Origin of the sequence: Pseudomonas sp. R4-39-08, assembly GCF_003852275.1 — a bacterium.
GTDB lineage: Bacteria > Pseudomonadota > Gammaproteobacteria > Pseudomonadales > Pseudomonadaceae > Aquipseudomonas.
Window position 1 is genome coordinate 1,548,861 of sequence record NZ_CP027733.1, and the last position, 23,393, is coordinate 1,572,253.

The following is a 23,393-nucleotide window of genomic DNA, read 5'->3' on the forward strand; positions in this document are numbered from 1 at the left end:
GCTCGAAGGTTCTGCCGTGACTGCTCTCAATCCGCCCACTCCAACCGTTCCCGCCGTGCGCAGCATCCTCGCCGCGCTGATGCTGGCGATCTTTCTCGGCGCGCTGGACCAGACCATCGTCGCCGTGTCGATGCCGGCCATTTCTGCGCAATTTCATGACGTCAACCTGCTGGCCTGGGTGATCTCCGGCTATATGGTGGCGATGACGGTGGCGGTGCCGATCTACGGCAAGCTCGGCGACCTGTATGGGCGGCGGCCGATGATGTTGATCGGCATGGGGCTGTTCACCGTCGCCTCGCTGTTCTGTGGCGTGGCGCAAAGCATGGAGCAACTGGTGCTGGCGCGGGTTCTCCAGGGCATCGGTGCCGGCGGGATGGTCTCGGTGAGCCAGGCGATCATTGGCGACATCATCCCACCTCGTGAACGCGGGCGTTATCAGGGGTATTTCAGCAGCATGTACGCGGTGGCCAGCGTCGCCGGGCCGGTGTTGGGCGGTTATATGACCCAATACCTGTCCTGGCGCTGGGTGTTCCTGATCAACCTGCCGTTGGGCGCAGTTGCCTGGTACGTGGCCCATCGCACCCTCGTAGGGTTGCCGGTGCCGCAACGCAAGCCGATCATTGATTACCTCGGCACCGTGCTGATGATCATCGGCTTGACCGCTTTGTTGCTCGGTATCACGCAAATCGGCCAGGGCCATGCCTGGCGTGACGATCAAGTGCTCGGGCTGCTGGCCTGTGCGCTGTTGGCGTTGAGCGTGTTCGTATGGCATGAACGCCGCGCGCCGGAGCCGTTGTTGCCCATGCACCTGTTCGTCAACCGCAGCGCGGTGTTGTGCTGGTGCACGATTTTCATCACCAGCTTCCAGGCGATTTCCCTGACCGTGCTGATGCCGCTGCGTTACCAGACCGTGACCGGCGCCGGTGCCGACAGCGCGGCCCTGCACCTGCTGCCCCTGGCGATGGGGTTGCCGATGGGCGCCTATTTCGCCGGGCGCAGGACGTCGGTGACGGGCCGCTATAAACCGATGATCCTCAGTGGCGCGGTGTTGAGTCCCCTGGCGATTTTCGGCATGGCCTACAGTGCGCCTGAGGCAGTCGGGCTGACGTCATTGTTCATGCTGCTGTGCGGGATTGCTGCGGGGATGCAGTTTCCGACTTCGTTGGTGGGGACGCAGAATTCGGTGGAACAGCGTGATATTGGCGTGGCGACCAGTACGACCAACCTGTTTCGCTCCCTGGGTGGGGCGGTGGGGGTGGCGTGTATGTCGGCGTTGCTGTTGGCGTTGTTGCAGGATGGGAGTTTTGTTCATTTGGCCAGTGGTGCGTTGGTGGGCGAGGGGGGCTCTGGCAATGTGCTGCTTGATGGGCTTAACGCTGCGCCTGGGGCGGCGCGGGATGCGTTGCGAGGGGAGTTGGCGGTGACGTTTCGGCATTTGTTGATGGTGAGTGCGGGGGTGTCGTTGTTGGGGTTGGTGGCGGCGGTGGTGATGCCGGATCGGGTGTTGCGGGGGCTTGGGGATAAGCGCTGAGGCTTGGGGGCGTGGCGGCCTCTGGGCCGACCAGGTCGTTGGGGTTGACTGTGTACATATCCGTTTCTGCGGTAACGCCGGCTGGCGGTTCCGCTCTTACATGAACTGCCCCCCAAAAGTTGGACAGGGGACGCTATTGGTTTAGTGCCTGGGTCCGAAATTCTACCGGACTCAAGCCATTCAGTCTGAGGCTTATGCGGTCTTGGTTGTAGTAGGCGATGTAATCCTCTATGCCTGATGCCAACTGCTCCACACTCTCAAATGATTCCAGATAGAAAAACTCGCTCTTGAGCGTGCCGAAAAAGCTTTCCATGGCGGCATTGTCCAAGCAATTACCCTTGCGAGACATGCTCTGCTCGATGCCCTTTTCGGCCAGCATGTGTCGGTAGGTAGGCTGTCTGTACTGCCAACCCTGGTCAGAGTGCAGTATTGGTTTTTCATCTCGACTCAGTCGCCCGAAGGCTTTTTCCAGCATCATCGAAACCATACTGAATTCGGGACGTCGGTTGATCTGGTAAGCCAGGATCTCGCCGTTGTACAAATCCATGAGAGGCGAGAGAAACAGCTTTTGCCCGTTCACCTTGAACTCCGTCACGTCGGTTGTCCATTTCTGGTTAGGGGCTTCTGCCTTGAATTCTCGCTTTAGCAGATCGGGCGCAACAAGCCCTTCAGCACCCCGGTAAGAACGATATTTCTTCACTTTGACCAGCGACTTGAGGCCCATCATCTGCATCAGCCGGTGCACCTTCTTGTGATTGATCAACTCACCACTGTTTCCAAGGGTCGCGGTGATGCGGCGGTAGCCGTAACGCCCCTTATGCCCGTGATAGACGCTGCGGATGCGATCTTTAAGGTCGGCATGCTTGTCGGTTAGCAGTGTTTTGCTTTGGTAATAGAAGGTGCTGCGTGCAAGTCCCGCAGCACGTAGCAACAGAGCAAGTGGATGCTCATGCCTCAATCCTTGGACGGTCTGCGTTTTTTTGGCTGCGCAGTACGGGGATCCGCTTGGATTAAGGCATCGAGCTTTTTTAGATAGGCATTCTCCGCGCGCAGATAGGCCAGTTCTGCGAGCATTTGTTCAGGGGTCAGTCCTGCGTCCGCAGGAAGAGCAGGACTTGCTTTGGGTTGCCTGGAAGGTTTGCGGGGCATGCTGGGCTCTTTAAGACGATGCGGTTGTAGTGCTTTTACACCGCCTTCATCGTACAGCTTTCGCCACTGCCTGATACTACTTGGACCACGGATATCAAACCGTATACAGGCCTGTTGGTCCGACAGTCCGTCTTGTTCGATGCACTGCAAAACCTTCAATTTAAACTGGGCATCGTAATGGCTGTACTTGGCAATCAAGCCAGAGGCGCCGTGCTTTTCAAAACCCTTGACCCAGCGCCGCAGCAGCGATGGACTCAAGTCATGCTTGAGGGCCACCTCATGAACGCTACTGGCAGACAGGCACTCTTCAATCAGTGATTGCTTGAGTGCTAGGTTGTATTTCGTCATGGAACACCCTCCCGAGGGGTCAGGTGTCCAACTTTTGGGGGCAGTTCAACAGCGGGTCACTTTTGGAAGGACCCAAAAGTAACCAAAAGGTCCTCGCCCCACCACTCGGTGCCTCGCCTAGGCTCGGCATGCCCTCACTCCGGCTTGAATCCGTGGGCCGCCGCCATGCGCCATCCATGGCGCAGGGCGGCTAACCCGGCGTCCTGCCGGGTTACCCACGGATTCAAGCCTGCGTTCGGCCAGCGTGGTTTAACGGGGCGACTGAGATCAAGATCCAAAGCAAGAGCAAGAGCAAGAGCAAGATCAAAAGATTGCTGACTTCGTCAGCGTCTGAGGAAGTAGAAGCCACACCGCGCACGCTTCAATGATTAGGTCGGCTCGAAGGCTGTGGGGAGGTTCTAGATATGGCACCGGTAGGAAGTCAGTGGGATGAACCGGGATATGGCGGGAGATAGTGCGACAGGCCAGGCGGGGCAAGGGGTTGAGGAATGCGCTGTTACTCAAACCAATGCCAAAGCGTCGCCAAGCAATAGACAGATCAAATTGAGTTCAGGCGTTGGCCTGGTGCCAGTTTAGCGAAACCTTTGGCACCGGGCGTCAACGCCGCCTCTGTAGGTTGATATTATACCTTGCGAGTCAAATCCAGCCGCCAGCCCACACCACGCGCCCAATTATCTCCAGATCGTTCAACTGCTCCCTGGGGACGACCATATCGCGGTAGGCCTTGTTCTCACTGATGATGTGAATAGACCCGTCAAACTGCCGCTGGAGCCTCTTCGCATAGAGATGGTCATCCAGCCGGATGACATAGACAGCCTCTCCCTCAAGCGTACTGCGGCTGTGGTCAATCATCACAGTATCGCCATCGCTTAGCAGGCCCTCCATCGAATCCCCGTCCACTCGGATTGCGGACAGTCGCGCTGCGTCCAGGCCTTGCTTGCGAAGCGAGTACGCCGTGAACGCAAGCTGGGTTAGGACAGTGGCCCCTTCGCTCCAAGCACCGTGCCCCGCACTACAGTGCGCATCGTACAGCGGCACGTAGGCGTACTTGTCCTCCGCAACAGACTGGGACGCGGCTCCTTTCAACTTCTCCCCCTCACCAGAAGCCAGCCAGCCAATGTCGACGCCGACCGCCTTAGCGATGTCTACACACCGCGCCACCTTGGGCTCACTCTGCCCGGTGAGGTAATACTCAAGAGTGCGTCGGGGGATAGCGGTAAGTCGCGCCAGCTCGTCGCCACTTCCCGCTATCTCGGCGCATTGCCGAATACGCTCCGCAAGCCCTTCACTCATTTCGCTTTCTCCCTTGAGCTATCCGAAACGGCATCCCTGCACAAAGCGAAATTTCGCTTTCTCGATAAAGCCTTACAGATCAAAGAGATAGACAAAATCAACCACCATCTAGCCAAAGATGGAAAGCGAAAAGCCATTTTTCGCTTTACCACGTAGTTATATTTGGCTATGTTTATGCCCTAGGTAACGTTAGACATCCCAAAAAAACACCCTTGCCGGTGTTTATGAATGGACGCTAGGCATGAACAAAACCGAAATCCCGCTTGACCCAGCCCAGCGATGGGAATGGATCAAATACCAACTTCGTACCAGAGGTACGTCACTCGCCACATTGGCGCGTGAGCTTGACGTTACAGACGCTGCCGTCAAAAACGCCAAGCGCACCGCATATCCGCGAATGGAGCGAGCCATTGCGCGTGCGCTCGGCCTCAAGCCAATCGACCTGTGGCCCGAACGTTGGAACGCAAACGGCACTCCACACCGTATTCGGGTACAGCGTGCTGAACACAACGCAACTTCTAGCCAAGAGCATAACCCAGGTTATGCCCTTCGACACCGTAAAACCGGTACGGAGGGATAAACATGCGCCGTGTAAAGGACGATCGTACGTTAGACATCTTCTCTGTTCCCCAGCCAGTTCTGGCTATACCAGGCAATGGCAACAATGCGGCGCAGGTCAGTGAACTGATCAGCGAGATTCTGAAAGGTTCCGATCTGGATCGTTATGAAATTGGCGCACGCATGTCCCGCCTTTCCGGCGATGACGTTAGCAAGCACATGCTTGATGCGTGGTCGAGCCCAGCCCGAACAGACCATAACCTGCCGTTCTATAGAGCACCGTTGCTTGAAGAAGTATGTAGCAGTCACGTTTTAACGGACTGGCTCGTTGAGCAGCGTGGTGGCCGCGTGGCTTACGGTCGTGATGCTCTCAATGCTGAGCTGGGCCGTCTAGCGCGTGTCGCCGCTGACGCGACCAGGCAAGCACGCGAGCTTAAAAAGATGCTGGGTGACGGCCATGCATAATTGGTACTCCGCCCGCGAGCTGGCTGGTCTGCCTGGGATGCCTGGAACAGAGCGGGCAATTCAGATACGTGCTAAACGCGAACGATGGGAAGGCCAGGGCCGTCTTGGCAGTAAGGCTGTCGAGTATCGCTTTGCAGCTCTGCCGCCAGAAACTCAGGCCGCGCTAATCGCCGCCTCCGTGTCCGAGGCTGAACCTGAATGCGCACCGCTTACAGATTCAATATCTGTTCAGCGTGACGCCGTTTCTGCGTCACGCTTGAGCGAAGATCAACGCTCTGTGATGACCGCTCGCCTGGCCTTCGTGCGCGAAATCGAACGCATGAGCCAGACCATCAGCCAGCAACGCGCCATCGACACCTTGGTTTCCCTGGCAAAAGCAGAACAGCTCACCCCCTATTTGAATGGATTGGTGCAGCGCGCCAATGACCGCAAGACCGGCGACCGCTCTTTGAGCGAGCGTACGCTCAAACGCTGGCTGGCCGACTACCGCAAAGAAGGTGAAACCGGCCTCGCACCTGCTCGTCGTCAAAAGGACATGAGTTTGCCTGCATGGTCAGCGTCGTTTCTTGCCTGCTACCAGCGCCCGACCAAGCCAAGCGTCGAATCGGCCTATGCCGAGTTTGCGCTCAAGAACCCGGCTGAACGGCCCAGCATCCATGTCGTGCGCCGCTTCCTTAATAAGCTCAGCGCCGAAGCCCGCGAGCGTGGCCGTCGTACACCGCAGGAACTCAAAGCCCTGCAACCGTTCAAGCGCCGCTCCACCAAGAGCATGTACCCCTGCGACGTATTCACCGCAGACGGTCACAAGTTCGACGCCGAGGTGCTGAACCCTCGTACCGGCAAGCCATACCGCCCGGAAGCAACCACCGTTCTTGATGTCGCGACACGGAAGGCCATTGGCATTTCCATTGGTGAGGCAGAGTCCACCATCGGTGTGATGGACGCGCTACGTGACGCCATGCAGCACGGCATGTTCGCAATGTTCTACGTCGACAATGGCTCAGGTTTTGCCAACGACACCGTCCGCGAAGTTGTTGACCGGCTTGGCGGCACCATGACCCATGCGCTGCCTTACAACAGCCAGGCACGAGGTCTTATCGAACGTTCCCACCAGACCATTTGGGTCAACGCAGCCAAGAAGTTGACCAGCTATATCGGCGCCGACATGGACAAACATGCGGGCACGAAAGTGCATCGAATTGGTCGCAAAGAGCTGCGCGAAACTGGCCGTACCCGCTTGATTCCGACCTTCGCCGAGTTCATGGCCGGTGTCGAATACGAGATTGAAACCTACAACAACAGTCCGCACAGGGGGCTCGCCAAATTCCGCGACCCGCTGACCGGCAAGCTGCGCCACATGAGCCCGAACGAAGCGTGGGAAACCGCACGCGCCGAAGGCTGGGAGCCAATTATCGCCCCGGCCGAACTGCTCAACGACCTGTCGCGCCCACAAGTCGTCCGGCCGACACGTCGTGGCGAAGTCACCTGGGCAGGCGAAACCTACTTCCTTGATGCATTGCGCAGCTTTCATGGCGATGACATCCGCCTGGCTTACGACGTCCGTGACGCTTCCCGTGTGTGGGTTCGAACCCTGGAAGGTGAACTGATCGGTGAGGCGTTGGTGGATGGCAATGCCAGCGACTACATGCCGAAGGCGATGATCGAAAAGGCTTATGACAAGCGCGAAAGCGGCCAGATGAAGCGTGCCGTAGACAAGCTTGAAACCTTGACCGGCAAGCGCGTGGAAATGATCGCGCCGTCCACCGCGCCATCGGCGCAGCTCAGTCTTAAGCAGATGGCCGAAGCTCGCCAGTTCGCCGAACTGTCGGCGCCGAAACCAAAAGCTTTCGACTTACCCACCGACCCAACCGCCCGCTATCGACTCTGGAACCAGCTCGACGCCCGTCTCACCAGCGGCGAGTCGCTGTCACCAGAAGAAACCCAATGGCATTCCCGCTACCCGCAGCACCCGGACTTCACCTCGATACAGCAAATGTTCGCGTTCGCCGAGCAGGCCCGCGCTTAACCCCAGACCTTTAGGAGTCGAATTATGAGTGTTCCCAAGATTGTCCCCCTGACCAACGTCGGCCTCTTGTCTGCCGCTATCGCACGAACTAACAACCGTCCACAGGGGTTGCCTGGCGTGGTGGTGATGTACGGAGCAAGTGGACTGGGTAAAAGCGTCGGTGCTGCCTTCGCCGCAAATCAGCACCGTGCCTACTACGTGGAGTGTCGCGACACTTGGAGCAAAAAAGCTTTCCTGCACGCCATCCTCCGCGAGATGAGCATCCAACCAGCCTCGACCATGTCGGTAATGGTCGACCAAGTCGCCGAACAGCTTTCCAAGAGCGGTCGCCCGCTGTTGATTGACGACGTGCAATACCTACTCGAAAAGGCCGTAGCCAACGTCCTGACCGATATTTACAACGCCAGCGAAGGGACCATCGTTCTGATCGGCGAAGAACGTGTACCCAGTAGCCTGGCAAAGCTTGAGCGCCTGCATAACCGAGTGCTTGAGTGGGTGCCTGCGCAACGCGCCACGCTCGACGATCTGCGGGCATTGGCCGAATCCAGCTACCCAGAATTGCACTTCGCCGATGACTTGCTGGAGGACTTGCGCAAGAAGGTGGATGGCTGCCTGCGTCGTGTAGCGGTCAACTTGTACAAGGTCTACGGCGAGGCCCGCGCCCGCTGCCTTGACAGTATCAACCTTGCTGACTGGGGCTCTGATAGCTGGTTCACCGGCGAAGCGCCGTCGCGGAGGACTTGAGGGATGCCAAGAATCAGAGCCGATTTGGTGATGGTGGGCGGCAAGTCCCCACGTCAATACATTTGGGAAGCTATCCGCGCTGTCAACGCCGGGCCTAAAGCACTGACAACCTACGCTGTTGCACGCAAATCGAACCAGGACGATCAAGCGGTACGTGCCTATTTCCGAGATATGGAAAAGGCCGGGATTGTGAGCAAAGTCCGCAACATCGACCGCCGCGATTCCGAATGGAAGTTACTCAAGGACGAGGGTGTCGAAGCCCCACGGGTTAACCATCACGGTAAGCGAACGACCCATGCAGGCGGTGTGGAAAATATCTGGCGGGCATTGCGCATCCTCGGTGAATTCACCGCCGCCGAGGCCGCAGCCACCGCCAGCGTTAACGGCGTGTCCATAAGTGAGGTCGGCGCTCAGGTTTACTTGTCGGGCCTGGCAAAGGCTGGCTACGTGAGCCGCAGAGGCGGAACAGCAGGCTTTAAAACCCGCTTTCGGCTGGTGCCGTCGCGTTATACCGGGCCTAAACACCCCATCTACCAGCGTGACTTCGACCAGGTCTACGACCCGAACTTGGATCAGGTGGTGTGGCGCAAGGCTGACCAGGAGGTGACCCAATGAACCAGGTCAACCTTTCCGCCTGGGGCAATGAGGTGCCGTTGTTCGTGCGCCTGCTCGCTGCCGAAGTTGCCGCCAGCAATAAAACCAAGGCCAGCCAGCGCATTGGCATGAGCCGCACGGCCGTCAGCCTGATCCTTTCCAACCGCTATGCATCGCCCAGTACAGCTGGTGTCGAGCGGCGGGTGATGGAAACCCTAGGCCGTATTGAATGTGTCGCCCTGGACGAGACCGTCACTAGCGATCAGTGCCAAAGCTACCGCGAAAAACCGGCGCCTACTCATAACCCGCAGGCGATGCAGCACTGGCGCGCCTGCCAACACTGCCCAATCAATCCCGACTGCTGCAACCAGGAGAACGCCCATGCTCGCCTCCACTAACCGCACCTCGTTGAAAGTCCTGACCCCGACCCTGGCCGACCGTCTGCGCGTGTTCAACGCCGCTGCGCGCAAGTTGCAGGCGCATGGCATCCGCATATTGGGGTTTTGCCCGGCCCACAACCTCTTAGTAATTGGTCCAGAAGACGGCAACCGCCTTCTCGGCCAAGCCGACCGCGAAGGCTACATGCGCCACGTTTCGGCAGGTAGCACCCGTTTCAACGTGCAGTTCCAGGGCGTAACCCTGGAATGGCGCGAACCCATCAGCGCTACCCGTCCTGCCGACTGGTCGCGTCCGACTCTCCACTGAGGACATTTGCAATGACACAACAACAAATCATTCCCGAAGGTTACCGGGTCGACGCGCAGAAACGCCTGATTCCAGAGGTTCTGATCAAGCCTATAGATCTGGCACGCGATGCCCTGGTGCTTGACCTGGTCAAGCAGGCACGCGAGGCAAGCACCGTGCTGGCGAAGTTCAAGGCCGCTGCATTTGGCGACATCGAAGCATTCGTAGAACTCAGCGCCGAGCAATACGGCGCTCAGATCGGCGGCAAGAAAGGCAACGTCAGCCTGATTAGCTTTGATGGTCGTTACAAGATCATGCGTGCCGTCCAGGAAAGCATCGCCTTCGACGAACGCCTCCAGGCTGCACGGGCATTGATTGACGAGTGCCTACGCGACTGGACCACTGGGGCGCGTCCCGAAGTGGTCACGTTGGTCAATGACGCCTTTCGCACTGACCAGAAAGGAGACATCCGCACGGCCCGTGTCTTGGCATTGCGTCGGATGGAGATTACCGATGAGCGCTGGCAGCGCGCCATGCAAGCCATCGGCGACGCCTGCCAGGTGGTTGGCTCCAAGTCCTACATCCGCGTCTACCAACGTGTCGGGGATACCGACCAATACGAGCCCATCAGCCTTGATATTGCTGGAGTGTGAAATGAAAAAAACTATCACAGCCTATTGCTTCGCCTCCGGCCATATCGACTTTGGCGCAACCCTTCCTGAGGGAGCCATCGCACTCGCTACAGGTGAGGAAACAATAGTTCGCGACATCATCAGTGTGAGTGCGCGTCTGTCTCGATATGACAACGAAACGCTGTTTGTTCCTGGTGTTCCAGAGGCTGCGAACCAGCGTGAAGGCATCGTCGCTGTAGCGCGCTTCATCCAGTGGATTGCCAAAAGCAATCAGCCCGGCTTTCGAGCTTTGGGGGCCTGACTATGCAGCGCTATCACGATACCCGCAGCGATCCCCTGCCAATGCATTCACCACAACACGACATCGAGCGCGCCAATCTCGACCGGTTGACTGAGGAATTCCTCAAGCGCGGCGGCGCAGTCCAGCAAGTCGGTCACCAGATGAGCAACGCCCCGGCGACGTTCACCATTAACCCGGAGCGCTCGCCGGTTTATGCCCATCTGTTTGCGCCCGTGGCCCCTATTGACGCTCCCGAAGCAAACGTCTGTCCGTCGGATGTCGGCAAGCACGCGGCGTTGATCATGGCAGACGCCGCCATGGGGAACTCCCCTAAATGGATCGCTCGTAAACATCACATGACTGAAAAGTACGTTCGGCAGGTCGCCCGTGACTACCACATCACCTTCCACAAGCAACGCTAGGAGCCCACATGGCCAAGATCACTCTCACCCTTGAAGACCGCCGCGAAGACAACGGCAGGCCCTCTGTAGCCATTGATATGACGGGCGTCCCGACCAACCCGCTGGGCGCGCCCAAACAGTCGGAAGCCGTACGCATTTTCAACAAGGTGTTCGACCTAGTCGCCAGCGAAAAGATGCTAGGCACTGTCCCTGCGTGCCGTTGGCAACCCACCACTACAACCCTTCATTGAGCGAAACCACCCCGGCCTACCGGGGCGGTCTGCCAGGCGTGGTTACCTGGTACTGATGAGCAGCCACCCATGACAGACGAAACACCCCGGCAACGTAAAACCCGCCTGGCACGCGAGCGTAAACGCGCCCAGCGCAAGCGTGAGAGTAACAAGCGCCTGGCTATGGGGGCCAGCAAGCTCAAGATGGAAATCTACAGCGGCACCCAAAACGAGCTGGAACAGATCCGCACTGCGGGGCAGTTCGACGAAGCAGAACATGCGCTCACCATGACAATTCATGGTGTCGCGGCACTGTCCCGCAGCGACCCGGCAGCGTTCCAGGTATTGATCAAAGGAGGGAGACAATGAGCACACGAAACCTGCAATTGAGCAAAATCCATATCGCCAAGAAAGACCTCGGTCTCGATGACGAAACCTACCGCGCCTTGCTAGTTCGCGTGGCAGGTGTGCGTTCGGCCAAAGACCTCAACCCACGCCAGACCGGCGCTGTTTTGGCCGAGTTCGCCCGGTTGGGCTGGGAGCCTACACAGGTTAAAAAGCAGGGCCGAAAAGCACCGACAGCGGCGCCAGACCGGGCAAAGCTAGTGGGCAAGATTGAGGCATTTCTCGCAGAGGCCAAACGCTCCTGGGCGTATGCCGATGGCATGGCTTTGCGCATGTTCAAGGTCGAGCGCGTGGAATGGCTCGACCCCGCGCAACTGCAAAAAATGGTTGCGGCATTGACCTATGATGCCCGCCGACATGGGAGACCGGAGCGATGAACGAAGAACTGTTCCCGGATGACATCGATCAACTGGACGCCAAGAAGGTGTTGGCAAACATGCAAGACCCTACGGTTATATCCCGCTGGGAGGGCTCATTACGAGAAATGGTAGAAATCGCCGAGGCCAAGCTCCTGGTCGAAATCAAGCCGGGTGTGGAAGCCGCCGAACTGGCCCGGCATGTTGTCTTTGCGATTTGTTCTGTGATGGGTGGTCGAGTGGTGTACTTGCCACGCGGGGATGCACTCAAAAGAGCGCTACGCGATGCCATGATTTATCGGGACTGGAAGGATAACGTCATTAAGATCCCGGACCTGGTCAGCAAGTACGACCTTGCGAACCAGACCATTTATGACATCATTCGTCGACAACGGGCGCTGCATCGCAAGAGCGAGCCTGATCTTTTTGGGTTTGACGAAGGGACTTTGCACTGATGAAAAGGAACGTAGTGGCATTAGCCGTCCTGCTGGCACTTGGTTCAAATGCGTTCGCACAGACATATACCACTTCCTCTATCGCTACCATCTTTGCGGAAAAGGACCAGGAGCGCGGAGTAACAGCAACCGTAGAAAGAAAAGAGCAGTTGCTTGAAATGACTCAGCGCGCAGCTCAGCAATGCCGCAACAACCTTGCCAAAGGTCAGGAAGCAGAAAACATCGGTAACATGATTATCGTGACTCGCCAAAAGCTGGACGCTGCACAGATCCCGATCACCCATTATGAGTTACTTGACGTTGTTTATAGTGCGCTTGGAGATGGTAAGTCTGACTGGAATTGCGGGAGTGTGCTTGCAATGTATATGACGTTGAGAGTTCCAACCAAAAGCGAAAGTGGACTTACCCATATCGGTGCGTACAAGACCATTCAGGCCGGTCGTGACAACGGCTTATTGGGCCCGACTTAAACCCTGTTCAGCAAACATCTAGCCCCGCCACCGAGCGGGGCTTTTTCTTAAACCCCGCTGATACTCAACCACTCCCCCCTATACGCGAAGCTGGCACCGTTCCCCTAACGGCAGGTTCGCATCATGCATTCCGCTCCCGCTTCCCCAAAAGTCTCTCGGCCCCAGCGGCCGCGCCAGTTCGCCCAGCTCATTCAAGCTGCCGGGGATGATGCTGCGCGTGCGGTGCTATGGGCCAAGGTTCCGGCCGACTGGCGTGAGTTGGTGCAGTCGCATATCTCGCAAGCCGAAGCCCGCACAGAACAGCACGTTCGTGAACAGGAGAAGTTACGCCCCGCTGTAAGAACCATCACACCAACCTTCGCCGAGTACCGGGCACCCGTCCATGTCCCCGGTGACGCCGTGGTGGCCGCAAATCACCTGGCCGCACTGCGCGCCACTCTTCACTCACCGCGAGTATCCCCATGACTTCTACCGCACCGAAGCGGCGTCCCCGCACGCCTCGTATGACCTTTTGGGCGTTGATCACATTGGCCTTGCTGTTCAGCCTGGCTATCGTCGCCCCAACCAAACTGCCTGTTGTTCTCTATAAATGTGGCCTGGTGACGCTGGGCTGTGTGCTGGGGTACTGGCTGGATCGAGCGCTGTTCCCTTATGCCCGGCCGGACATGGTGCCCAGTTGCGAGCGTTCCATGGCAGGCATTCGCCGCGCCTTGGTCGTGCTGGGCTGCGTCCTCGGCCTGACGCTGGGGCTCTGACATGCGGCGTTCTCGTTCCCTTCTATATATAGCTGCGGCCGGAATTGGCCTGTTGGTAGGTCTGGCCGTCAGCCCACCAGCTAAGGCCGAAATTCCGGACCAAGCCGACCGCTATCGCCGCGACCTGACCCGCATCGCTCAGGCTGAATGGGGCCTTGATGCTCCGGTGTCCACCTTCGCCGCACAGATCCACCAGGAAAGCCGCTGGAAGTTCGACGCGAAGTCGCCCGTCGGTGCGCAAGGCTTGGGCCAGGTGATGCCCTCGACCGCCACTTGGCTTGCCGAGCTGTTCCCCAAGGCCCTCGGCAAGGTTGAACCGTATAACCCGGTTTGGTCCATGCAAGCGCTTGTCAGCTATGACCGCTGGCTGGCGAGCCGCATCCGGGCGCGTAGTTCCTGCGAACAGGCGGCGCTGATCCTTTCTGCCTACAACGGCGGCCTGGGCTGGGTGATCAAAGACCGCAAGTTGGCATCGGCCAAAGGGGCCGATCCGCTGACCTGGTTCGAATCCGTCGAGTGGTTCAACAGCGGACGCTCGGCCGCTGCCTTCAAGGAAAACCGGCAATACCCGCGCTTGATCCTGCTGCGCTGGGAAGCTCTGTACGTCGCTGATGGCTGGGGCCAGGGAGTCTGCCAATGAAGGGCCTTTTTGACCTGGTCAAACCGCTGCTCTGGTACGTGGCCGTTATCGGCGCCGTGGTGTACGGCATCCACTTGAACCGTGAGGACGGCAAAGACGAAGGCTACAGACTGGGCAAGTCTGAGGGAGAAACCGCCGTTGCCGTCCTGCGCCAAGAGTACGCCCTGGAAAAGCAGCGCACCTCTGACACGGCACTGGCGCAGTTGCGAACCGAGCAAGACAAGGGCAACGAACTGGCGACCCAGCTTGCCGACGCCAAGGAAACCCTACGCCATACCACCGACCGACTCTCCGGAGAAATCGCCCGTGTTACCACTCTCTATCGCCGCGCCCTGGATGCGAAGCCAGAGCCGTTGCCTGTTGCTGTGTTCACTAATGGCTTTGTCCGCGTGTGGAACACCGCCAACGGTATCGCCCCCAATCCCGCAATGCCAACCACGAACGGCTCCGGCCGAACTCCTTCGCCTGCCAGCGGAGCCGGAACCGCTGACGACCTCGACTCAGGCGTCACCCAGGAACAACTCCTGACCAACCAGGTACGCAATGGCGAGCTGTATGGAATCTGCCGGGCACAGCTCAGAAACCTGATCAATTGGACCCGCAATGAAAGCAAGTGATTACGCCAGCGTGCTGGAAGCCCTGCACAACGAAAGTGCTTTAGCGACTCATTTGGCACAAGTGGAACTGTTGATCGGCCCTTCGGCTGAGTTCTGTCAGGTGCCTGACTGTGACCTGCCTATCCCGGAAGATCGGCGCCACGCCATTCCTGGAGTGCAACGTTGCGCGCAGTGCCAAAACCATCGCGAAAGGAGAACGCATTGATGGCGACATTCGAAATGCCGGTGTGGCAGATGATCAGTATTGCCGTAACCATCCTGGGAGCTTTCGTCGGTGTAATGAAAATGCTCCTGGTGCAAATGGAACGGCGCCTGGACCAACGCTTTGCCATCGTGGACAAGGACAGTGAGCGCTTGCGCCAGGTCGAGATCGGCATGGAGCGCTTACGTGGCGATATGCCTTTGCACTATGTCCGCCGCGAGGACTGGGTACGCAACCAATCCATTATCGAATCCAAGCTAGATGGCTTGGCGCTCAGGTTAGAAAACGCTCAACTCAAAGGACTACGCCCATGAACATTGATCCAGCCAAGGTGCGCCGCGAATCGCTGCGTTGGTACATCATCCTAACTCTCAACACAGCGCGCCCGGTTGATCCCCACGAAGCCCTGGTGCTGTCGGCCATCCAGGGAATCATTCCAGACGTCACCACCCTGGAACTACGACGCGAACTGGATTACCTGGCTGACCGTAGCTTGGCGACCTTGAAGAAACAGTCTAGCGGCGTATGGATCTGCGGCTTGACCCACTACGGCGTCGACGTGGCCGAGTACACCATCGACTGTAATCCCGGTATTGCCCGCCCAGAAAAATACTGGAGCTGACCCTATGCCCCCGCGTAGCAAAGTCGCCAGTCTGCCTAAGTCGGTTAAAACCTGGTTCGATAAGGCCCTGGTCGAAAACAACTTTAGTGACTATGAAGCCCTGGCCGAAGAACTGGCGAGCCGTGGTTTTTCGATCAGCAAGTCAGCTTTGCATCGCTATGGTCAGGACTTTGAGTCCAAGCTCTCAGCGTTGAAAATGGCGAGCGAGCAAGCGCGTGCCGTAGTGGCGGCTGCACCGGATGAAGAAGGCGCGGTCAACGAAGCGTTGATGCGCCTGGTGCAGGAACACCTATTTAAGCTGCTGATGACCGACGGTGACCAGATGGACTTGCCCAAGGTAGCAAAGGCCGTGGCGGAGCTTGGCAAGGCATCGGTGGTGCAGAAAAAGTGGCAGGCCGAATGGCGCGAAAAGGTCGAGACCGCAGCGGCCCGCGTTGAGAAAATCGCTAAGAAAGGTGGTATGTCCCAGTCGACAGCCGATGAAATTCGGCGCGAGATACTGGGGATGGCATCGTGAGCCTTCCTCTCATCCTGGACAGCACCGCCACTCTGGTTGCTCCAGCGGTATTGCTCGACTATCAGAAAGAGTGGATCGGTATCCGTGCCCCACTCAAGGTCGGCGAGAAGTCCCGGCGTATTGGTCTTACCTGGGCCGAAGCGGCAGACAACGTCCTCGTGGCTGCCAGCGAAAAATCAGCGGGCGGTCAAACGGTCTACTACCTGGGCTACAACCAGGACATGACCGTGGAATACATCCAGGCTTGCGCCATGTGGGCGCGGGCGTACAACTACGCCGCCGAGCAAATCGAAGAAGGCATCTGGCCCGACAGTGACCCCGACAAACATATCAAGACCTACACCATTGCTTTCCCCAGCGGCCACCGCATTGTCGCGCTGACCAGCCGACCGTCCAACCTGCGGGGCCGTCAGGGTGTTGTCGTCATCGACGAAGCTGCATTCCATGCCGACCTGGCCGAGCTGCTAAAAGCAGCCATGGCGCTGTTGATTTGGGGCGGTGAGGTCCATGTGATCAGCACCCACGACGGCACGGAAAACCCATTCAACGACCTGGTCAATGAGATCCGGGCGGGCAAGCGCAATGGCGAAGTGTTCCGCTGCACCTTTGGCGAAGCCGTGGCCGATGGTCTGTACAAGCGTGTCTGCTTGCGTAAAGGGATTGAGTACAAGCTTGAGGAAGAACTCGCCTGGGTACAGGACGTGTATGGCTTCTACGGTGACGCCGCCGATGAAGAGCTTGATTGTGTTCCGTCCCAGGGCGGCGGCGCCTTTCTCAGCATGGCCCTGGTCGAGAAGCGCAGTAACCGCGATGTGCCGGTGCTGCGCTTGGCATACCCGCAGGGCTACGAAACCATCGCTGAACACCTGCGCCTGGCTGAGTCCCTGGAGTGGTGCGAAGAACATTTGCTCCCGCTGCTGTCGGCCATCCCATTGGACGTTCAGAGCTTCTATGGCATGGACTTCGCCCGCTCCGGCGACCTCTCGGTCATCTGGCCGTTGCTCAAGGAGCAGAACCTGCGCAAACGCACACCCTTTGTGGTCGAGCTGCGTAACGTTCCGTTCAAGCAACAACTCCAGATTAAGTTTTACATCATTCGTCGCTTACCCAACTTCCTCAAAGGCGCCGACGACGCCAGGGGCAACGGCTCGCAATTGTCGGAAGACACCGCCATCGAGTTCGGTTTCAACCGCATTGAGCGGGTGATGCTCACCGAGGGCTGGTATCGCGACAACATGCCTCCGTTCAAGGCGTCCCTAGAAGACGACACGTTCTACGACATCCCGGCCGACAAGGACGTCGTTAGCGACGTGCGTGCCTTTCGGATGGTCAAGGGCGTGGCCCGTATCCCGGAAAAGCGCACCAACGAGAAAGGCGAAAAGTCCGGCCCCAAGCGCCACGGCGACGCCGGTATCGCCGCCGTACTGGCCGATTACGCGTCCCGCCAGGAAGTGGAAATCATCGAGTATCACCGAGTCCAGCCCGCGTCTCAGCATGATCGCGAGATCCAGATCGGCGCCGGTTGGCGCTCCACAAAAGGCATTTGGTAATGGCTGAATCCAAAATCGTCGACCAGTACGGTCGACCGATCCAGTACGACAAACTCACCGAAGAGTTGGCCGCAGCACGCACCACCGGCATACGCCAGGTTTGGCACCAGTCGGTCGCGAGCGGCCTGACGCCTGGTCGACTTGCCGCCATCCTGCAGGCGGCTGCCGAGGGCAACGCCCATGACTACCTGACCCTTGCCGAGGAAATGGAAGAACGGGATCTGCATTACGCCTCGGTGTTAGGTACTCGCAAGCTGGCAGTGTCCGGCTTAGCCATTCGTATCGAAGCTGCCAGCGACGATGCCGAAGACGTGCGCCGAGCCGACCAACTCAAGGAAATAGTCGACTCACCCGAGTTCGGCGAGTTACAAGCCGACCTGACCGACGCCATGGGCAAAGGCTATGCCGTCTCCGAAATCATGTGGGACCGCAGTGGCAAGACCTGGAACCCATCGCGCTTTGAGCCACGGGACCAGCGTTTCTTCCAGTTCGACCGCGACACCAGCCGGGAGCTGCGGCTCCTGGATGAAGCCGACATGGTCGATGGCGTTCCTTTGGCACCGTACAAGTTCATCGTTCATTTGCCGCGCATTCGTTCAGGTCTGCCTATTCGTGGTGGCCTGGCGCGTCTAGCTGCCGTGGGTTACATGTGCAAAGCATGGACTTGGAAGGACTGGATGGGTTTCGCCGACATCTTCGGTATGCCCATGCGTGTAGGTCGCTACGGACCTGGTGCCAGTAAGGACGATATTGCTACGCTCATGTCAGCGGTTGCCAACCTGGGCAGCGATGCAGCGGCGGTGATCCCGGACAGTATGCGCATCGACTTCACCCAGGCGGCCAACGTGACCGGCGCCGGGGACTTCTTCAAGGGTTTGGCGGAGTGGTGGGATAAGCAGGTCAGCAAGGCCGTGGTCGGTCAAACCATGTCTACCGACGACGGCTCCAGCCAGGCCCAAGCGACGATCCATAACGAGGTGCGCCTGGATCTGCTGCAAGCCGATGCCAAGGCCGAATCCAATACGCTGAACCGTTATTTTGTGCGCCCCTGGTGCGATCTGAACTTTGCACCTGGTCGCCCATATCCGCGGCTGATCCTCGACGTACCCAAGCCGGAAAACGCCAAGATTCTGATCGAAGCCTTGGAAAAGCTGGTGCCGCTTGGGTTGGAGGTTGAACAGTCGGTTATCCGCGACAAACTCAATATTCCAGCTCCGGCCGCTGGCGCCAAGCTGCTGGGCATTGCTGCGCCCGTTGTTACTCCGGTGTTGGCACAAGCGGCCAACAGAGAGCAGGCGCCCGCGAAACCTGTTGTGGTGCCGGACATCGTGGATAACCAGGTGCGGACGATGGAGCGAACTGTGGGGGTATACATGGACGACATGATCGAGCAGATCAAGGAACTGCTCGACACTGTTCATAGCCTTGAGGAGTTTCGGGACCGTTTGATTGAAACCTACCCCGATATAACAACCAGCCAACTAGCCGACGCCATGACAGATGGTATGACAGCGGCGAGCATGGCTGGGAGGTACGATATTTTGCGAGGTGTTTGAGTGTCAGCCTTCCATCCATGCAGTGAACTCTGCCCAGCTGACTTTTACGCCGTTTTCTTTTTTAGTCTTGCCTTTGCACCAGATAAGTCCTGATTTGACTACGAACATATCGCCCATGAAATTTTCTTGATTGTCGTATACCTCGAATTCGACCCCATTGTTTTTCACTTCCATTTTAACGTCCAGCTTTTTGATACCGACTCGCATGTGCAGCTCCCTAGTGATGAAAGTGTTTGGTTGTACCCCGAACAGTTTGTCTTGTATGAAGGCAATATGCCACTTAAAAACAGGTAAAACGCAATGGCTGTCTCTCATGGTTCACTTTCTTTCAAGGAACAGCTTGATTACTTTCGCGGCAAGGTCAGTGTCCCTACGCCGTCTTGGGCAGATATTTACGCCATCGAACATGACCATGCGTTTGTCGTAGCAGGCGCAGTCAAGCATGGCCTACTCACTGCCCTACGGGGCGCCGTCGAGAAGTCCATTACCAACGGGACAACCCTGGAACAGTTCCGCAAAGACTTCGACCAGGTCGTGGTCAAACATGGCTGGCAGTACCAGGGCGAACGCGGTTGGCGTACCAATGTCATCTGGGAAACCAATTTGCGCCAGTCCTATAACGCCGGTCGCGAAGCGCAAATGGCAGACCCGGAACTACGCAAGCGCCGTCCCTATGGTATCTACCGCCACGGCGACAGCGCACACCCGCGCCCAATGCACTTGGCCTGGAACGGCACCACTCTGCCTTTGGATGATCCATGGTGGTCGACCCACACCCCGCAAAACGGCTGGGGCTGCAAGTGCAAGAAGTTCATGGCTTCGGCCAGGGACATAGAGCGCCAGGGCCTGGCAATTGGTCCCGCACCCGCTATTGAGTGGGAAGACCGGGTCATCGGCAAGAACAGTCCCAATGGCCCGCGCACAGTGCGGGTGCCCAAGGGCATTGACCCCGGCTTTGAATACGCACCAGGTCAGTCGCGCCTGGCTCCAGCCGTTCCACCGTTGCGGGCCTACGACCCATTGCCCCAGCCCGTACCAGGTGCCAAATACAGCGCCACGACAGTGGGCCTCCCAAACCGCCGACTACCAGAAGCCATGCCGACGCCCCGCACAGTCCCGGCAAACCGCGTGCTACCCGCAGGGCTAACTGATCAACAGTACCTAGATGAATTCCTCGGCGAGTTCGGCGCGACAGAGTCAGCCCCCACAGTGTTCAAGGACGTGGTTGGTGATGCCGTTGTGATCGGCCGGGGGATGTTCAGCAACACGCCCACGGGGCCGTTGCTTATCAAGCGTTCCGGCATTGCGCGTGAGTTGCCTCTCCTGGCCGACACGTTAAAAGCCCCCGATGAAGTGTGGGTGCGCCTGGAGTGGCTGAAAGGCCAGAGCAAGGCCGTAGTGCGTCGTCGCTACCTTCGCCGCTTCAAGGTCGAGGGTCAGCCGATACCAGCCCTGGCGGTGTTTGAAGTCGGCGACGACGGCTGGGCCGGAGTCAGTTCCTTTGTGCCAGAGGCAGACAGCGCAGAGTACCTGGAGCAACTTCGCCTTGGCGTGCTGCTATATAGCCGCCCTGAATAGGAGAACCCCATGGCCGGTGCAATGCTTGATGTCGTCATCGACAGCAGCCAGGTTGGCAAAGCCCTGGAAGAGTTGGGCCGCCGCCTGGACGACTTCACCACACCGCTTAATGACATCGGTGAATATCTTCACCAGTCCACCGACGAGCGCTTCCGCCGTAAGGTCGCGCCTGACGGCTCGCCTTGGGCGCCGCTCTCGCCTGTAACCCTAGCCAGAAAGAAAGGTGCAGGTATCCTGCGGGAGAAAGGTACGCTCCAAGACACCCTACGCAAGCAAGTCACCAGTAGAGAACTGGCGTTCGGTACAGATCGGCCCTATGGCGCTGTCCACCAGTTTGGGCAGAAGAAAGGCGCGTCCGGCAAAACGGGCAAGGGTAGTTCTATTCCGTGGGGTGATATCCCAGCGAGGGAGTACCTGGGGCTCTCTGCCGAGGATGAAACAGAGGTGCTGTTCATCATCCACGACTATCTTAACGAGCCACTGATAGGTTGATGGCTGCAAGCGCGCTGTAGGAGCCGATTTGCTTGGGCGGTACATCGGCGCAAATATTGTTACGAAGATGCGTTAGACCTGCGTTAGATTGGCTCCAGTCGCTCGCATTATCACGACTTGTCGAGCGAGCAGAAAAATAAGGAGCCTCAAGAAATGGAAAAACGTTATCAGGTATTTGTCAGCTCTACGTTCTGGGACCTGGAGGATGCAAGGCAAGAGGTAATGCAGGCGCTGCTCGAGCAAGATTGCATGCCGTCAGGTATGGAGCTGTTCCCTGCAACGAATGACGATCAATGGAGCCTTATCAAAAAGGTGATTGATGACAGCGACTATTACATTGTAGTGCTGGCAGGCAGGTATGGTTCCGTAGGACCTTCAGGCCAGAGCTACACGGAGATGGAATATCGTTATGCTTTAGAGACAGGCAAACCCATTTTAGGCTTTATTCATCGTAACATTGGTGATCTGCCTGCCAAGTTCAGCGAAACCAGCACTGAGAATCAAGAAAAACTCGCAAACTTCTATGAGTTAGTAAAACAGAAGCTGTGTAAGCTCTGGGAGACCCCAGCAGAACTTGGCGGACATGTAAGTCGAAGCCTGATCAAACTTACAAAAAGCCATCCAGCTATTGGCTGGGTTCGCGGAAATTTAGTGCCCGACGAGAGTGCCACGGAAGAGATTTTAAGCTTGCGTCGTCGTGTAGATGAGTTGGAGCTTGAAAATCAAACGATTAAAAGCTCTGAGCCAGAAGGCGCTAATGACTTAGCCCAAGGAAGTGATAAATACCGAATCAGATATACTTATTATTCCGTGGCTCGTAATGGGACGTCGAAAAATGAGTATGGCGAAGTTGAGTTTCGTTGGAGTTATATATTTGCAGTTTTGTCTCCACTCATGATTGATGAGGCGTCGGATACGTCTCTAAAATTTACGCTAAGCGAAGCTATTGAGAGCAATATGATAACAAGCATGGAGCCGAATGAGCGCCCGCAAAGGATTATGAACTTCGAGGTGTCAGATGCGGACTATCAGACTATTAAAATACAGCTGCGTGCGCTCGGGTATATTGCCAAGAGCACCAAGAGTCGGAGCGTCAAAGACACTGCAACTTATTGGACGCTAACTCCTTACGGCGATACGGTGATGACCAAGCTACGTGCTATTCGAAAATACGACGACCTAGTCTAAAACGGGTTCACTACTATTTGCTAAACCTTAAACCCCGCTGATACTCACTGATTCCGCCAGTCCTCCCACACTGGCGGCATGAAAACTCAACTCGCACTCAACACCGACCTTTCCGCCACCGTCTCTGACGGCAAGGCCCCGGAGTGGGTCGAACTAATCCCCCTGGTCCCAACGTCACCGGCCGCGATGGTCGGCAATGGCTGTTCGATGAGCAAGCCGGGACGCTGGTCCAGTCCAGCTTCCTCGGCCGTGCCATCGACCTGCCCATTGATTGGGAACATGCCACACAGCACCGAGCCAGCAAGGGCGAATCCGCCCCGGCTGCGGGCTGGATCAAGCAATTGGAACTACGCAACGGCGCGCTGTGGGGCCTGGTTGACTGGACCCCTCGGGCCTCCGAGCAGGTCATCAACCGCGAATACCGTTTCCTTTCCCCTGTCTTCGACTTCGACCCAGATACCACCCGTATTGCTCGCCTGGTCAGCGCGGGCCTGACGAACAAACCCAACTTCCTGCTGACCGCCCTCAATCAAGAAAACACGGAGGTCACGCCTGTGACGCTTTCACCTGCGCTTCTGACTGCACTCGGTTTGCCTGCAACGGCAACCGAAGAACAGGCCCTTGCGGCCACCGCTCAACTCAAAGCAACCGCGCAAGCGGTGAACACCGAGAAGCCCAACCTTGAGCAGTTCATGCCACGGGCGGACTACGACAGCGTTTTGCAACGCGCAACCAATGCCGAGCAAGCCCTGGCTGAGCAGAAGAAAACCGAACACAACAAGCAAGTGGATGCACTGATCACCTCGGCTACCCAAGCCGGGAAGATCACCCCGGCAACGGTCGACTACCACCGCGCCGCTTGCCAAGACGAAACCGGTCTGGCGCGCTTCAAGGCATTCGTCGATGCGGCGCCGGTCGTTGCTCCGCCCTCCAACCTGGACGAGCGAAAGGCCGACAAAACCGTCACCGCGCTCAACGCCGAAGAGCAACACGTCGCCAAGCTGCTGGACATGAGCGAAGCGGACTTCATCAAGGGCAAGGCGTAACTCCCTCTA

Annotated in this window: 32 protein-coding genes and 1 other RNA gene; 30 read left to right on the forward strand and 3 right to left on the reverse strand. The window is 57.7% G+C overall.

Features of this window, described 5'->3' with window-relative positions; genetic code table 11:
- Window positions 1-16 precede the first annotated feature (16 nt).
- Window positions 17-1,531, forward strand: a complete 1,515-nt coding sequence (locus tag C4J88_RS06965) for an MDR family MFS transporter (protein WP_256659094.1) — start codon at window positions 17-19, stop codon at window positions 1,529-1,531.
- A 133-nt stretch (window positions 1,532-1,664) separates the two neighbouring features.
- Here C4J88_RS06965 and C4J88_RS06970 read toward each other — a convergent pair.
- Window positions 1,665-3,028 (reverse strand): IS3 family transposase gene (locus C4J88_RS06970; protein WP_124406544.1). Its coding sequence is split into 2 segments (ribosomal slippage): window positions 1,665-2,563 and window positions 2,563-3,028, totalling 1,365 coding nucleotides; the frame shifts between segments, so codons are not numbered across the junction.
- 636 nt (window positions 3,029-3,664) lie between these two features.
- On the reverse strand, window positions 3,665-4,321 hold the full coding sequence (locus tag C4J88_RS06980) for a helix-turn-helix transcriptional regulator (protein ID WP_104911950.1): 657 nt from the start codon (window positions 4,319-4,321) through the stop codon (window positions 3,665-3,667).
- Window positions 4,322-4,562: 241 nt separating this feature from the next.
- Between C4J88_RS06980 and C4J88_RS06985 the strand changes: the two genes are divergently transcribed.
- The 25 genes from C4J88_RS06985 (at window position 4,563) to C4J88_RS07105 (ending at window position 19,080) form a co-directional block, all read left to right on the forward strand.
- Entirely contained in the window at window positions 4,563-4,901 is a 339-nt protein-coding gene (locus C4J88_RS06985) for a helix-turn-helix domain-containing protein (RefSeq protein WP_104911949.1), read from the forward strand.
- A 2-nt stretch (window positions 4,902-4,903) separates the two neighbouring features.
- Window positions 4,904-5,344: a hypothetical protein gene (locus C4J88_RS06990; protein ID WP_096144719.1), complete on the forward strand. Its 441-nt coding sequence runs from the start codon at window positions 4,904-4,906 to the stop codon at window positions 5,342-5,344.
- On the forward strand, window positions 5,337-7,370 hold the full coding sequence (locus tag C4J88_RS06995; RefSeq protein ID WP_124406545.1) for a DNA-binding protein: 2,034 nt from the start codon (window positions 5,337-5,339) through the stop codon (window positions 7,368-7,370). The genes C4J88_RS06990 and C4J88_RS06995 overlap by 8 nt, the downstream gene beginning before the upstream one ends.
- Window positions 7,371-7,394: 24 nt before the next feature.
- Entirely contained in the window at window positions 7,395-8,114 is a 720-nt protein-coding gene (locus tag C4J88_RS07000; protein WP_124406546.1) for an AAA family ATPase, read from the forward strand.
- 3 nt (window positions 8,115-8,117) lie between these two features.
- A complete protein-coding gene (locus C4J88_RS07005) occupies window positions 8,118-8,729 on the forward strand; it encodes a hypothetical protein (protein ID WP_256659095.1) in 612 nt (203 codons plus the stop codon).
- A complete protein-coding gene (locus tag C4J88_RS07010) occupies window positions 8,726-9,106 on the forward strand; it encodes a hypothetical protein (protein ID WP_069557251.1) in 381 nt (126 codons plus the stop codon). Before C4J88_RS07005 ends, C4J88_RS07010 begins: the two co-directional genes overlap by 4 nt.
- Complete coding sequence (locus tag C4J88_RS07015) at window positions 9,090-9,413, forward strand: hypothetical protein (RefSeq protein ID WP_124406547.1); 324 nt, start codon at window positions 9,090-9,092, stop codon at window positions 9,411-9,413. The genes C4J88_RS07010 and C4J88_RS07015 overlap by 17 nt, the downstream gene beginning before the upstream one ends.
- An 11-nt stretch (window positions 9,414-9,424) precedes the next feature.
- A complete protein-coding gene (locus C4J88_RS07020) occupies window positions 9,425-10,045 on the forward strand; it encodes a DUF3164 family protein (protein ID WP_124406548.1) in 621 nt (206 codons plus the stop codon).
- 1 nt (window position 10,046) lies between these two features.
- Complete coding sequence (locus C4J88_RS07025; protein WP_096144725.1) at window positions 10,047-10,325, forward strand: host nuclease inhibitor protein; 279 nt, start codon at window positions 10,047-10,049, stop codon at window positions 10,323-10,325.
- Between the two features lie 2 nt (window positions 10,326-10,327).
- Window positions 10,328-10,726 (forward strand): hypothetical protein, encoded by a 399-nt coding sequence (locus C4J88_RS07030; protein WP_124406549.1) that lies wholly within the window; start codon window positions 10,328-10,330, stop codon window positions 10,724-10,726.
- Between the two features lie 8 nt (window positions 10,727-10,734).
- Entirely contained in the window at window positions 10,735-10,956 is a 222-nt protein-coding gene (locus tag C4J88_RS07035) for a hypothetical protein (protein WP_124406550.1), read from the forward strand.
- Window positions 10,955-11,025, forward strand: an RNA gene (locus tag C4J88_RS07040) — hammerhead ribozyme type II. The genes C4J88_RS07035 and C4J88_RS07040 overlap by 2 nt, the downstream gene beginning before the upstream one ends.
- The gene (locus tag C4J88_RS07045) at window positions 11,026-11,304 is read left to right on the forward strand and encodes a hypothetical protein (protein ID WP_124406551.1); all 279 of its coding nucleotides are present in this window, start codon (window positions 11,026-11,028) and stop codon (window positions 11,302-11,304) included.
- Complete coding sequence (locus tag C4J88_RS07050; RefSeq protein ID WP_124406552.1) at window positions 11,301-11,717, forward strand: gp16 family protein; 417 nt, start codon at window positions 11,301-11,303, stop codon at window positions 11,715-11,717. The genes C4J88_RS07045 and C4J88_RS07050 overlap by 4 nt, the downstream gene beginning before the upstream one ends.
- A complete protein-coding gene (locus C4J88_RS07055; RefSeq protein ID WP_096144731.1) occupies window positions 11,714-12,151 on the forward strand; it encodes a Mor transcription activator family protein in 438 nt (145 codons plus the stop codon). Before C4J88_RS07050 ends, C4J88_RS07055 begins: the two co-directional genes overlap by 4 nt.
- Complete coding sequence (locus tag C4J88_RS07060; protein WP_124406553.1) at window positions 12,151-12,621, forward strand: hypothetical protein; 471 nt, start codon at window positions 12,151-12,153, stop codon at window positions 12,619-12,621. Before C4J88_RS07055 ends, C4J88_RS07060 begins: the two co-directional genes overlap by 1 nt.
- A 461-nt stretch (window positions 12,622-13,082) precedes the next feature.
- Window positions 13,083-13,376 carry a putative holin gene (locus C4J88_RS07065; protein WP_256659096.1) on the forward strand — a complete coding sequence of 98 codons (294 nt, stop codon included), beginning with the start codon at window positions 13,083-13,085 and terminating at the stop codon, window positions 13,374-13,376.
- 1 nt (window position 13,377) lies between these two features.
- Window positions 13,378-14,016: a transglycosylase SLT domain-containing protein gene (locus C4J88_RS07070; protein ID WP_164487709.1), complete on the forward strand. Its 639-nt coding sequence runs from the start codon at window positions 13,378-13,380 to the stop codon at window positions 14,014-14,016.
- Window positions 14,013-14,633 carry a DNA-packaging protein gene (locus C4J88_RS07075; protein WP_124406555.1) on the forward strand — a complete coding sequence of 207 codons (621 nt, stop codon included), beginning with the start codon at window positions 14,013-14,015 and terminating at the stop codon, window positions 14,631-14,633. The genes C4J88_RS07070 and C4J88_RS07075 overlap by 4 nt, the downstream gene beginning before the upstream one ends.
- The gene (locus tag C4J88_RS07080) at window positions 14,620-14,838 is read left to right on the forward strand and encodes a TraR/DksA C4-type zinc finger protein (RefSeq protein ID WP_124406556.1); all 219 of its coding nucleotides are present in this window, start codon (window positions 14,620-14,622) and stop codon (window positions 14,836-14,838) included. The genes C4J88_RS07075 and C4J88_RS07080 overlap by 14 nt, the downstream gene beginning before the upstream one ends.
- Window positions 14,838-15,149, forward strand: coding sequence for a hypothetical protein (locus C4J88_RS07085; protein WP_124406557.1), 312 nt, complete (start codon window positions 14,838-14,840; stop codon window positions 15,147-15,149). The genes C4J88_RS07080 and C4J88_RS07085 overlap by 1 nt, the downstream gene beginning before the upstream one ends.
- Entirely contained in the window at window positions 15,146-15,457 is a 312-nt protein-coding gene (locus C4J88_RS07090) for a hypothetical protein (protein WP_124406558.1), read from the forward strand. Before C4J88_RS07085 ends, C4J88_RS07090 begins: the two co-directional genes overlap by 4 nt.
- 4 nt (window positions 15,458-15,461) lie before the next feature.
- Window positions 15,462-15,974 (forward strand): DUF3486 family protein, encoded by a 513-nt coding sequence (locus C4J88_RS07095; RefSeq protein WP_124406559.1) that lies wholly within the window; start codon window positions 15,462-15,464, stop codon window positions 15,972-15,974.
- Window positions 15,971-17,524 (forward strand): hypothetical protein, encoded by a 1,554-nt coding sequence (locus C4J88_RS07100; protein ID WP_124406560.1) that lies wholly within the window; start codon window positions 15,971-15,973, stop codon window positions 17,522-17,524. The genes C4J88_RS07095 and C4J88_RS07100 overlap by 4 nt, the downstream gene beginning before the upstream one ends.
- Entirely contained in the window at window positions 17,524-19,080 is a 1,557-nt protein-coding gene (locus C4J88_RS07105; protein WP_124406561.1) for a DUF935 domain-containing protein, read from the forward strand. The genes C4J88_RS07100 and C4J88_RS07105 overlap by 1 nt, the downstream gene beginning before the upstream one ends.
- 3 nt (window positions 19,081-19,083) lie before the next feature.
- On the opposite strand, the gene C4J88_RS07110 is transcribed toward C4J88_RS07105, so the two are convergent.
- Window positions 19,084-19,287, reverse strand: coding sequence for a hypothetical protein (locus C4J88_RS07110; protein ID WP_124406562.1), 204 nt, complete (start codon window positions 19,285-19,287; stop codon window positions 19,084-19,086).
- A 93-nt stretch (window positions 19,288-19,380) separates the two neighbouring features.
- Between C4J88_RS07110 and C4J88_RS07115 the strand changes: the two genes are divergently transcribed.
- From C4J88_RS07115 to C4J88_RS07130, 4 genes are all read left to right on the forward strand, one after another.
- Window positions 19,381-20,658 (forward strand): PBECR2 nuclease fold domain-containing protein, encoded by a 1,278-nt coding sequence (locus C4J88_RS07115; RefSeq protein ID WP_124406563.1) that lies wholly within the window; start codon window positions 19,381-19,383, stop codon window positions 20,656-20,658.
- Window positions 20,659-20,667: 9 nt separating this feature from the next.
- Window positions 20,668-21,150, forward strand: a complete 483-nt coding sequence (locus tag C4J88_RS07120) for a phage virion morphogenesis protein (protein ID WP_124406564.1) — start codon at window positions 20,668-20,670, stop codon at window positions 21,148-21,150.
- A gap of 153 nt (window positions 21,151-21,303) precedes the next feature.
- Entirely contained in the window at window positions 21,304-22,338 is a 1,035-nt protein-coding gene (locus tag C4J88_RS07125; protein WP_124406565.1) for a DUF4062 domain-containing protein, read from the forward strand.
- Between the two features lie 143 nt (window positions 22,339-22,481).
- On the forward strand, window positions 22,482-23,384 hold the full coding sequence (locus tag C4J88_RS07130; protein WP_256659097.1) for a phage protease: 903 nt from the start codon (window positions 22,482-22,484) through the stop codon (window positions 23,382-23,384).
- Window positions 23,385-23,393 lie beyond the last annotated feature (9 nt).